Genomic DNA, 11,647 nt, shown 5'->3' with positions numbered 1-11,647 from the left:
TTCACCCAACCTAAACTGGCATATTCATTAATTCTTTATAAGATTCGACAAGCTTGTTTCTAACTTGGATGGTTGCGTCAAACGCGACACTTGATTTATTTTTCGCAATCATGACATCCGATAGAGACACATTTTCGTCTCCTCTATCGAAACGCATCTGAATATCGCTGGATGCTTTTTGGAGAGAGTTCACGTTGTTAATTGCAGAGCTTAGCATTTTACTAAAATCAGCGCTGACAGTTTGACCCGTAGCGGTTGCTTTAGTATTTGATGCTTCAAGCATCATTGCCTGCATTTCACCTTGAATTCCACTAATATTCATTTCATCCCCACAAGCCAATTTTTTGACTTTTTATTCTGACCTAATGTTAATTTTGCAATTAGCATGCCAGTAGAGCAATGTAATGAAAAACGCTAAGTCATTTCTATCAAAATGGCTTAGCGTTTCAATATAACTTAATGATTAACTAGGAAGTTCTATGCCTGCATCGCGCATTTTTGCAAGTTTATACCTGAGTGTTCTAGGGCTTATACCTAATTTTTCTGCTATCTCCTTTCGTCGACCATTACACTCAACTAAGGTTTCTAAAATTATCGCGAACTCTTGATCTCTTAACTCGTTTCCGAGTCCTTCTCCTGATAGAGAGGGCTTAGACACTGATGCTGCTACAGGAACGTCTGGATTTACTTCAGCGATTGGACGAACAGATGGTACTACTTCGCCCGCCTCTACAACACTTTGTAGGCTGGTAGCATCATGCCAATCGACGCCTTCAAGTAAAATATGGTCGTCTTGAATATCTCCGTGCTCACTTAGGATAAGCGCACGTTGAATAACATTATCTAACTCCCTCACATTACCCGGCCATGGATAACTCAACAACTTGACCATTGCGCTATTAGACATTGAGGGCACGGGCATACCGAGCTTTTGACAATGTCGCTCCGCCAAATGTTTGGCAAGTGGTTCAATATCGCCTTTTCTTTGTGTCAGTGGAGGCCAAGAGATTGGAAATACGTTTAGTCGGTAGTATAAATCCTCACGGAAATTACCTTCCGATACATACTGTTTTAAATCTCGATTACTGGTAGCAAGTACACGAACATCAAGCTTAATACTTTTTCGACTCCCAAGACGTTCAACTTCTCTTTCTTGCAACACTCGTAAGAGTTTTGCTTGTAGGCTTAGATCCATCTCACTGATTTCATCAAGCAGTATTGTTCCGCCTTGGGCTTGTTCGAATTTTCCCGGACAGGCTTGAATTGCACCTGTAAATGCGCCTTTTTCGTAACCGAACAAGGTTGCTTCTAACATATTGTCAGGGATAGCTGCACAGTTGATCGCAACAAATGGCCCATTTTTTCGATTGGAAGCGTTGTGAATATAACGAGACATGACTTCTTTGCCTGACCCACTCGGACCAAGAACCATCACATTAGCATCGGTTTTCGCAACCTTGTCTGCTAAAGATAGGAGTTTTAAACTTTTTTCATCCGCTACAATAGCGTCGCCATTATCATCATTTTTCACCGGAGCATATCGAGAGACCATATTTAGCAAAACTTCTGGTGCAAAAGGTTTCGCCATATAATCAATTGCACCTTCTTTCATCGCAGCAACAGCGTCTTCAATATTGGCATAAGCCGTCATAAGAAGAACCGGAAGATTAGGTCGCTGCTGTTTAATGTTTCTTAATAGCGCTAAACCACCCATGCCAGCCATCTGTACATCTGAAACGACAATATCAACTTCTTGAGATTTTAATTTTACAAGTGCATCTTCCGCACTATCAGCCTCTATCCACTCATAACCAGCTAAGGCTAAAGTATCTACTAACGCTTCGCGTAGACCTTCATCGTCTTCAACGATTAACACTTTGCTTTGAGCCATTATTCTTCTCCAGAGTTTATTTCAATAGGAAGGCACATTGTGAAGCATGCACCATCCCCTGCTTCTGATATTAATTCTAAGCGACCCTTGTGGGCACGACATACCATCTGAACAACAGCCAAACCAAGACCAGTGCCTTGAGAGCGAGTAGTAAAAAATGGTTCCATGATCTTTGCTTGTAGCTCTGCAGGGACGCCTGGGCCACTGTCTTGAACTGAAATTTTTAGTTCATTATTGACTGGCCGCAGAAATACATCGACTTGAGATTCTTTACCTGCAATTTGAATTGCATTGATGACGAGATTGCTTAACGCTGACGCCATCGCATTGACGTTACCAAGTAATTGGGTATCTTCGCTTTCAACTTCTAAAAAATAATCGATTTGGTTATTCTTTACTGCGGTTTCTATCATTGGTTGAAATTCAGAGACAAGATCACTCACTGTAAATGCATTCACCACTTTATTGTCACCGCCTTTTGCAAACAGCAACATGTCATTTACTTGCTTTTCTAGATCATGCAAACGATCCATTAACTTAGTCTGAAATCTTTCTCTTGTTGGGACGGGGAGATTGGCAGCACCGAGGTTTGATGCGTATAACATTGCGCTAGAAAGTGGCGTTCGAACTTGATGAGCTAATGAAGCGACCATGCGGCCTAGCGATGAAAGCCTTTGTAAATCACCCACTCTCGATTGCAGAAGGCGAGTTTCTGTCAGGTCGGTAATAAGAATAAGTTGCCCTGTCGATGACGCTGAAATAGCCAATCTAACCTTGCGGCCGTTTCTTAATGAAATCTCGTGTCCATCATCGTCTCTTGGTGCAAAGGCGTTTTGAATTACCGCGAACCACTTCTGTCCTACTAAAGGAACTTCCAGTAGTTTTTGCGCTTCAGGATTGGCCTCTTTCACTTCACCTTGAGTATCTAACAGAATCACTCCGGCAGGCATGACATCTAATACTTGCTTGTATCTTGTAACCTGATCTTCAAGTGAGCCTAAGTGAGTTTCGTTTTCCCCAATGGAAAGTGATGCCATGTTTATATCTCTTGTAAATAGAACAATAGCAAAGAATGCAATTAGCAGGCCAATGAATTACTCTATAATATCAAGATGTTATGGTTTATTTTGTGTGTCATATTATTGACGATAGCGAAAGACGTTATATCTAGTTCATTATCTCTGTAAATTGTATTTTTTCATTTTCTCTACCAAAGTGGTTCGCCTGATTTCCAACATATCCGCCGCCCTTGCAACCACACCATCGTGTTTATTTAGTGCCTGGCTAATAAGGTCGACCTCTAGATCAGCAAGATACTCTTTCAGGTTTAACCCTTCTTCAGGCAAACTGTAAGCATCCGACCCGTTCTTGGCACTTTCTTCTTCAGCAGAAAAGTTCGGAGAAAAAATACTGCTTAAAACATCACGTTCTTGTTCTTCAATACTATCGGAACTTGAAGTGTACTCTGGCTGAAATTCAGGAATATCACTATAGCGATACTTGGTCGGTAGATTCGTCACATCGACCAGTTTATTTGGGTAGAGAATGACCATACGCTCGACTAGATTCGCTAACTCACGAACGTTGCCAGGCCATGTATGATCCATAAGGGAATCAACCGCTCTCGGTGCAAATCGAATTGCAGGGCTTCCTTCCGCTTCCATTCTAGACATCAACTCAGTCAGCAATAATGGGATATCTTCGCTTCGCTCTCTCAACGCGGGCATTTCAATTGGAAAAACATTTAAACGATAGTATAAGTCTTCTCTAAAACCACCGTCTGTTATCATGTCGTCTAGATTTCGGTGAGTTGCCGCAATAATCCTAACGTTAACCTTAATCGTGCTATTACCACCTACGCGTTCAAAGCATCTTTCCTGCAACACACGTAACAGTTTAACCTGCATTGGCATTGGCATATCACCAATTTCATCAAGGAAGATAGTTCCGCCTTCCGCTAATTCAAATCGCCCTTTTCTAGCGGTAATTGCACCGGTAAAAGCGCCTTTTTCATGACCAAAGAGTTCACTCTCTAAAAGGTCTGCTGGTATAGCCCCACAGTTAATTGGTACAAACGGCCCTTTTCTTCTTGAAGAGTGATAATGCACGTTTCTCGCAACAACTTCTTTACCCGTACCGGATTCACCGAGGATTAACACATTTGCCTCGGTATTTGCGACTTGCTCAATGAGGTGGCGAACTTCTTTGATACCGGCACTTTCTCCAACCAAGCTTCTAAACAGCGTGCTTTTGCGTCCACTAACAAATTCACTGCTCTGTTTTCCTAAAAATACGGAACAATGATGAAGCGCATCGGTGAGTTGAGTGTAATTTAGAGGGGTACAAAGTTCGCCAATGAAATGTGGGAACTCGCACATTGTTCCCGTTTTTTTCCCTAAGGTAAGCGTTGGGATATGAATCGAATTCTGAATATGTTTTGCTACATTAGCCTCAGCTATTTCATCACTGATAGACCCCCAAATACAAGCAGACCATTCGGTGGTCCATTTTACCGAATCTAATTGTTCTGAATGTATAACGAGAGCTTGTTCCCCAATGAATTCCAGAATTATCGCTAACTGAAGTTGCAATTTTTCATCATCTTCAATTATCAACAGTTTGGCTAATCTATCCATAGCTTAATAAGGTGCCTTATGTATGTTCTTGTGTTTTATCAGCTTAGTCATTTAAACAACGTTAATTTAACGATAGCTAATTAGGGGAGAACAGCAACAAAAAAAGCCCACTAGGTAAGCGAACTTTTGTCTAATGGGCGTTATTTTATGGCATCTGTGAAATAAGGCAACTATCTATTATGACAGCAATGCCCGTATTTAAGGTAAAAACATCAAATTGATCACTGACCTAGCTCTGCAGCCGTAAGGTTATGATACTCATTGGGTATCTGATCCCACGCTGACTTTATCTCTCTTAAGATATCAATAACATCATCTATGGCTTGAGGGTTATTCTCCATATTTGCCACAGATATCTGGCTTATCATGAACTCATATAACTGGTCTAGATTCTGAGCGACGTCTCCGCCTTCATCCATAGAAAGACATGTTCTTAAACTGATAACAATATCGAGTGCTTTACCTAAACGCTCACCTTTAACGGCTATGTTACCTTGGGCCATCGCAGCTTTGCCTTGCACCAAGCGTTCAATCGCACCTGCCATCAGCATCTGAATCACTTTATGCGGAGAAGCCGCACTCAATTGACTATCTACAGATACCTTTTTATATGCTTGTAATGAACCGCGCATGGTATTCCTCTTCTTATAAAAACTGTTGGTAACGTTGAACCGATTTGTTACCGTGACGATACTTCTTAAGCTGTTCACCCAACTGATTAGATTCTGTTTGAAGCAATTTAACGAGCTGTTTCGTTCGTATAATCGCGTCTTGCCACTCTTGTGAACTTTCAAAACCGGGAACAGACTTAAATTCTGAATTAATTTCCTGCAATATTTGTTCCCTTTCATCTATACATGAAAGGATTTTTTCACTATCTACTTCATTTTGTTGAAATAGTTCTAACATTTTTTGATCTAACGCTTTCAAATTGTCTAATAATTGACTCAATGTATTATCCCAATGCGTTCATCATGCCAGATAGTTGACCCTGCATTTTGGCGGTTGCATCTTGCATCGCCATAAATTTATTTTTCGTTCTATCTTCTAAACTCACCATCCGACGGTCAAGTTCAGATTGTTGGTCGCTCAGTCTAAAATTTTGTTCTCTCAATGAATTTTCTCGGGTCCTAATGGTTCCCGTTACTCCTGTCATTGACTGAATAGCATCTTCTACCTTCTTGGCAAAACCATTATTGCCACCGAAGAACTCTTCAAGTTTAGTAAAGTTCTTGTTAAGTTGCCTATCGAGCATTTTATCATTAATTTCTAGTGTACCTTGTCTGGTACTAGTAATCCCGAACTCAGTCAAAGTTTTGAGATCTTCCGGTGCTTGTTCTACTGCCGTAGAAAAAGCCGTTTTTAACCGCGATTGAGCAGAACGGACAATACTGTCACCAGCTAACGGACCCGCGGCTCCCGTCTGTGGGTCGACAGCAGACAGGTCGCTAGAAATTTGGTGAAACTGGTTATATGCAGATACAAACTGTTCGATATCCTCTCTTACACTCTGCCTGTCATACTCAACACCAATCTCAGTTTTCTTTTCAGTTGGGTCTGTAACCCCTTTCACTGTAATATCAATTCCATCGATGGCATTTTCAATGACATTATTTTCGCTACTCAATTGAGCAATACCGTCAAGCATAACAACCGAATCTTGTGCCGTTTGTACTTCAGCCATACCGCTATAAGCAGCCATTGATTCTTGAGCGCTTTGCAGCGCGGCTTGTGTATTGTCGATATTTACTCTGCGCTCACGCTCTTCGGGTGGTAACAAGTCAAGCTTGGCTTGATAAGCCTGCTCTTCTGTTAAAGTCCCTTTAGCGACAGCGTCATCAATCTCTGCTCTTTTGTCTGCCAATTCAGCATCTTGTGCCGCTATCAGAGCGCTTGCTTCCGCATCTAATTGAGCAATCCTTTGTTCTTCAGCTGCCTGAGCCTCGCTAGGGGTAACAAAGGAGTCGGTTAATGTGCCAGAGGCGGTATTATTCCACCCTGGAACATCGCCCATTTTATTTAACGCTTTTTCATCCAATTCAGGTTCAGGTGGTTCATATGAATCAAGTAATGTACCCGATGCTGTTTCTGACCAACCAGGTATTGAATCTTCCGGCTTTGCAAAAGATGGGACAACGTTACCGTCTGCATCTTTTGTGGTTAACAGCGTTTCCGCGGCGGCCTGACCACGTGCTTGGTCTATTAAATCATCTTTAGACTTTTCTTTTTCTCCATCCAGCAAGTCTGAGCCCATTTGATTGGCAATTTCTTGCCCTAAAATTGGAACGGCAAGCGCTTTTTCTGCCGCGCTCCTTGCCACTTCGAGCGCTTTTACTCGTTCTTCAAGTGTTTTGTATTCGAAATTTTTGAGGGGATTACCAACTTCAGATTCAACCGATATTTTGATGTTATTTTCTGCACCAGATCTATCTGATGCAACAATCAACCGTTTGCCATTGGTATCATTAATAATCGAGGCTCTTACTCCAGGATTATTAGTAGTGCCATTGATGCCTCGCACAATATCGACCATGCTTGAGCGATCTTTTACATCAACAGTAAAATTTTCTTTTCCTAATGAAACTTGCAGCTTGCCCGGTCCAAATTCTACCTCTTCAGACATCGCTTCAGAGGCCACTTTATGGCTTTGAGCAAGCTGCAGCACATCGATAGCATACCTACCAGCGATAGCTTCTGTTGTCGCTGAGGCAGACACAACATCGTCATCGGTAGATTCTACGGTTCTCACCGCAAACGCTTTCTCTTGACGAAAGTTTGCCATCAGATTTTTCATCGTATCCAGTGACTCTCTGAGCCGACCGTATGCACTGATATCAGTACCAATTTGCGCACGATCATTGTCGATCCGAGCTTGCTTAGGCACACGCTCGGAATCAACAATTTTGCTGACCATGGAATTGATATCCATACCAGATGACATACCCAAAGGGCCTAAACTCATTCAACTCACCTATAAGACAGTTAAACTGATTCTTCTATAAAAAATCCAGAAGAAGCAGCAGCAGCTAAGCGCCTAAGTATAATTAGCATCTCTTCATCAGGGATCTGTCGTATTATGTCGCCAGTACTGGCTTCATAAATAGTAACGACATCTCTACCTAACTCCTCATCGACTCGAAACGAAAGTCCTTTATTTATAGAGTTAACGAATTCATCCATTTTCTCTACCATCTTTTCAAGCTGTACCTTGTTGAGATCAATTCGTTTTTGAACTAAATCCTCAACTGCTTTCGTTTTTTCCGCCATGTCGGATTCATTTAAAACTTTACCGACATCTTTTTGAGTAGACACTGATTTTTCAGTCGCGCCTGTACCATCAGAAGCAAGATTTATGCCACCAGCTTTACCGTCGGTATTACCAAACTTTCCGTAAGGTTCACCATACGGTTGGATGTTCGATGTGTATGCGGATATATCCATACCGATCTCCCTTCCACCTTGTTAGCAAGTGATTAATCACTTAACAGTAGACATAGGCTATTAGCCTAGCCTACTTATCCCAACAAACTTAACGCTGCTGATGGAGATTGCTTAGCCTGGGCTAACACAGATGTACTCGCATTTTGAAGTATTTGAGATTTAGTCATCTGAGTTGTCTCTTTAGCAAAGTCGGTATCCATAATGCGACTTTTAGACGCATTAACGTTTTCGTTAATATTATCTAGGTTACTAATAGCGTGGTTAAATCGGTTTTGGAATGCACCAAGACCTGCACGATGACTATCTACATTTTTCAATGCACCATCTAAAATAGCCACAGCTTGCTGCGATCCAGCCACTGTCGTTACGTCAATATCATTAACGCTTTGTACTTCTCCAGCACCAAGATTCAATTCGCCCGCTAGAGAGCCGCTAAAGCTCACATCACCATTTTGCACACTTTGGTTTGACGCAAAAACTTGAAGCTTACCTTCATCACCAACAGAGGCTTTAACGTCGCTGCTTTGACCATTGATATATGTGGCTAGTTCTTCTAAGTCGTCACCAGCTTTCGCATTAATAGTAATCTCTTTTGCTTCACCTGATTTATCATTATAGGAGATAACAAAATCATTTGAGCCTTCTTGTACAGCCCAATCACTACCTTTTCCCTCTGTTGCAGAATAGCTCTTGCCAGCCATATCGGTATCATCAGATCGCATGTTGCCCATAGACAAGCTAACAGCTTCACCAGAATCAGCCCCAATTTGGAACGATTTAGTACCGTATGAACCATTTAGCAGTTTGTTGCCACCGAATGAGGTCGTTTCCGCGATACGATTAAGCTCATCATTAAGAGCAGAGACTTCCTCTTGAATAGCGACACGCTCAGAACGAGAGTTTGAACCGTTAGAAGATTGTAAAGAAAGGTCACGCATACGCTGCATGATATTGGTTGTTTCTTTCATCGCACCTTCAGCGGTTTGAGCAATAGAAATACCATCATTTGCGTTTCGTACAGCGACATCTAAGCCGCGGCTTTGGGCACTGAGTCGGTTAGAGATTTGAAGACCAGCAGCATCGTCTTTCGCGCCATTGATCTTATAGCCTGAGGACAGGCGTTCCATTGATTTGTTTAGACCTTCAGCAGCACCCGACAGGTGTCGTTGAGCGGTCATTGCAGACACGTTAGTGTTTACATTAATTGCCATAATTGATCTCCTTAGGCATATGGGGTGATGGCCGTCGCGTCTCTCACCTCGCTAAAGCACATCAAATTTTATTTCTCTCGTCCCTTGTAACGGCTATTAGAGAAATACCTTTAGGAAATTTTTTATTATTTTTCTGAAAAGAACTGAGACGTGAAATCGATCACAAAGTGAACGATTTATGGAAAATATAAAAATACGTCGCTTTAAAACAACAAAACCCAGCCATAAAGGCTGGGTTATATTATTCAGCTAGGTAGCTGTCTGTATTAGCCTAGAAGGCTAAGTGCTGTATTCGGCGCTTGCTTCGCTTGTGCAAGTACTGATGTAGACGCCTGCTGTAGGATTTGAGACTTAGTCATCGCTGTTGTTTCTTTCGCGAAATCTGTATCCTTGATGCGGCTGTTAGACGCATTTACATTCTCGTTAATGTTATCTAAGTTATTGATTGCATGGTCGAAACGATTCTGGAATGCACCAAGTTCACTTCGGTGACTATCAACATATTTCATCGCTGCATCAACAACAGATACGGCTTCTTGTGCTCCACCTACTGACGTTACGTCGATAGTATCTACCGTAACCGCTGTCGCTGGGCCCATTCCAAGCTCGCCTGCTAGGCTGCCGCTAAAGGCTACTTCGCCATCAACACTATTGTTGCCTGCAAATACCTGTAAACGGCCTTCTTCGTCTACTGAAGCACTAACATCGCTTTGTTGACCATTGATATAAGTCGCTAACTCTTCTATGTCATCACCCGCTTTAGCATTGATAACATACTCTTGTGCGTCACCAAACTTATCCGTCAAGCTGATGGTCATACTCGCATCCTGAGCAACGGACCAATCTTTACCTTGACCATTTTCCGCTTTGTAAGCACTGCCACCCATCATAGCGTTATCTGAGCGCATATTTTTCAGGTCAAGCATCACCGCTTCACCGCTATCCGCGCCGATTTGGAATGATTTCGTACCGTGTGTGCCGTTAAGCAGTTTGTTACCACCAAAAGAGGTTGTTTCCGCTATTCGGTTTAATTCATCGTTAAGTGCCGTTACTTCTTCTTGAATCGCAACACGCTCTTGTTTTGAGTTAGAGCCATTCGCTGATTGTAGTGACAAGTCACGTACACGTTGAAGAATGTTCGACGTTTCTTTCATTGCGCCTTCAGCAGTTTGGGCAATCGAAATACCATCATTTGCATTTCGTACTGCTACGTCTAAGCCACGGCTTTGTGCATTCAAACGATTCGAGATTTGTAGACCTGCTGCATCGTCTTTTGCGTTGTTGATTTTAAAGCCAGAAGATAGGCGTTCCATTGAGCTGTTTAGGTCGCTCGCTGCGCTAGACAAATGACGTTGTGCTGTCATTGCTGCTACGTTTGTATTTACATTAACTGCCATGGTGATTCTCCAATTGATTTTTCGTTAAAGCGGTTTTCGACGTCTCGAAAAACCAAGTAGTTCTCTCAAAGTTACTTTCATTAACGGCTCGGTAGAAAAATCCTTTAGGGATTATTTGGTTTTTTTTATAAATATTTTTCATCAACTAAAAAAACGTGACCTCGCTCTTAGGTATAAAGACTCAAAGTACAAATTACTAAAGATTTCGTCAGGGCGGTCGAGGATATTTGGTTTGTCTATATTTGCGGTCAATCGATTTTAGCACTAAGGAAAGGAAGTTGTGCAGCGATAAGTCTCCGTTATATACAGCATTTTTATGACTGTGCCTCGTTATATTCCGACAGCGTTATTTCTCTTAAAAGCTTACAACGCACATTCGCTCGTTTTCTAGATAACATATTTTTATCTCTGCTCTAATAATTTTTGTGCGCTAGTGATATATATGGTTAGTAGACATCACTCGTTTCCCTTTGTACCAGAACGGTTGAATTTTATTGCATAGTAAAACAGTAATCCCATTTTTCAATTTTCCACGACAATTGCCACTTTGCTCAGTGTCTTATTTTTGATACAGTGCGCGTCGTTGGTTTCTCTCAAAGGTCACTAACACATAGCCCTGAACCGTTAATTCGGTTCGGGGCTTTTCATTTTCGGTCATAAATAGCCCCATATATTTGCATTTTCTCTTTAGATGAAATGTGTTCGATAGAACGAACATTAAAATAACCCCATGACTAAGCGTATATAGATGTTTTGACCAGTTTATGGAATCGAAAGATACCAATGCAACATCCTTCGCAAAAGTAACGATAGCGAAGCAGAGACGATGAAAGCATTAACGGATTTCAGAAAGGAAAAAGCCCCATTTCCTTTGAGAGAACTGGGGCCGGTTGCAAGCCAGATTGCCTATGTGGAGATCGAGAGAAATAACACATAACCGGCTTAGCGGTGCACTTTAAACTTCGGTCCTTTGGCAGTGAGAGTGAGAGAGCCGCCAGACTTCTATTTAAAACACGATTGCCAATATAACTTTACTCAACGTCGGTTCACGTCTGCGCCAACTAATGCAGA

10 protein-coding genes are annotated in these 11,647 nt (G+C 41.8%); all 10 read right to left on the bottom strand.

Translation table 11 applies throughout. The features are described 5' to 3' along the window. Positions 1–10: 10 nt before the first annotated feature. On the bottom strand, positions 11–322 hold the full coding sequence (fliE, locus tag PGX00_RS06340) for a flagellar hook-basal body complex protein FliE (protein ID WP_272133770.1): 312 nt from the start codon (positions 320–322) through the stop codon (positions 11–13). A 141-nt stretch (positions 323–463) separates the two neighbouring features. Further along, the gene (locus PGX00_RS06335; RefSeq protein ID WP_272133769.1) at positions 464–1,891 is read right to left on the bottom strand and encodes a sigma-54-dependent transcriptional regulator; all 1,428 of its coding nucleotides are present in this window, start codon (positions 1,889–1,891) and stop codon (positions 464–466) included. Then, positions 1,891–2,928 (bottom strand): sensor histidine kinase, encoded by a 1,038-nt coding sequence (locus PGX00_RS06330; protein WP_272133768.1) that lies wholly within the window; start codon positions 2,926–2,928, stop codon positions 1,891–1,893. The genes PGX00_RS06335 and PGX00_RS06330 overlap by 1 nt, the downstream gene beginning before the upstream one ends. Before the next feature lie 138 nt (positions 2,929–3,066). Further along, positions 3,067–4,527: a sigma-54 dependent transcriptional regulator gene (locus PGX00_RS06325; RefSeq protein WP_272133766.1), complete on the bottom strand. Its 1,461-nt coding sequence runs from the start codon at positions 4,525–4,527 to the stop codon at positions 3,067–3,069. 221 nt (positions 4,528–4,748) lie between these two features. Continuing rightward, entirely contained in the window at positions 4,749–5,159 is a 411-nt protein-coding gene (fliS, locus tag PGX00_RS06320; protein ID WP_272133763.1) for a flagellar export chaperone FliS, read from the bottom strand. 13 nt (positions 5,160–5,172) lie between these two features. Beyond that, complete coding sequence (locus PGX00_RS06315) at positions 5,173–5,478, bottom strand: flagellar protein FliT (RefSeq protein WP_272133760.1); 306 nt, start codon at positions 5,476–5,478, stop codon at positions 5,173–5,175. A 4-nt stretch (positions 5,479–5,482) separates the two neighbouring features. Beyond that, positions 5,483–7,441, bottom strand: coding sequence for a flagellar filament capping protein FliD (gene fliD, locus PGX00_RS06310; RefSeq protein ID WP_407702381.1), 1,959 nt, complete (start codon positions 7,439–7,441; stop codon positions 5,483–5,485). Positions 7,442–7,509: 68 nt separating this feature from the next. Beyond that, positions 7,510–7,968 carry a flagellar protein FlaG gene (locus PGX00_RS06305; RefSeq protein ID WP_272133756.1) on the bottom strand — a complete coding sequence of 153 codons (459 nt, stop codon included), beginning with the start codon at positions 7,966–7,968 and terminating at the stop codon, positions 7,510–7,512. A gap of 74 nt (positions 7,969–8,042) precedes the next feature. Beyond that, entirely contained in the window at positions 8,043–9,179 is a 1,137-nt protein-coding gene (locus tag PGX00_RS06300) for a flagellin (protein WP_272133754.1), read from the bottom strand. Between the two features lie 266 nt (positions 9,180–9,445). Further along, the gene (locus PGX00_RS06295) at positions 9,446–10,576 is read right to left on the bottom strand and encodes a flagellin (protein WP_272133753.1); all 1,131 of its coding nucleotides are present in this window, start codon (positions 10,574–10,576) and stop codon (positions 9,446–9,448) included. Between the last annotated feature and the right edge of the window lie 1,071 nt (positions 10,577–11,647).

The organism is Vibrio algarum (assembly GCF_028204155.1).
In the GTDB taxonomy this organism is placed as follows: domain Bacteria; phylum Pseudomonadota; class Gammaproteobacteria; order Enterobacterales; family Vibrionaceae; genus Vibrio; species Vibrio algarum.
This window is presented reverse-complemented; position numbering and strand designations above follow the sequence as displayed.

Coding starts and splice junctions, on each gene's coding strand:
- fliE (WP_272133770.1), bottom strand. CDS start 322: ATGAATATTAGTGGAATTCAAGGTGAAATGCAGGCAATGATGCTTGAA.
- PGX00_RS06335 (WP_272133769.1), bottom strand. CDS start 1,891: ATGGCTCAAAGCAAAGTGTTAATCGTTGAAGACGATGAAGGTCTACGC.
- PGX00_RS06330 (WP_272133768.1), bottom strand. CDS start 2,928: ATGGCATCACTTTCCATTGGGGAAAACGAAACTCACTTAGGCTCACTT.
- PGX00_RS06325 (WP_272133766.1), bottom strand. CDS start 4,527: ATGGATAGATTAGCCAAACTGTTGATAATTGAAGATGATGAAAAATTG.
- fliS (WP_272133763.1), bottom strand. CDS start 5,159: ATGCGCGGTTCATTACAAGCATATAAAAAGGTATCTGTAGATAGTCAA.
- fliD (WP_407702381.1), bottom strand. CDS start 7,441: ATGGTCAGCAAAATTGTTGATTCCGAGCGTGTGCCTAAGCAAGCTCGG.
- PGX00_RS06305 (WP_272133756.1), bottom strand. CDS start 7,968: ATGGATATATCCGCATACACATCGAACATCCAACCGTATGGTGAACCT.
- PGX00_RS06300 (WP_272133754.1), bottom strand. CDS start 9,179: ATGGCAATTAATGTAAACACTAACGTGTCTGCAATGACCGCTCAACGA.
- PGX00_RS06295 (WP_272133753.1), bottom strand. CDS start 10,576: ATGGCAGTTAATGTAAATACAAACGTAGCAGCAATGACAGCACAACGT.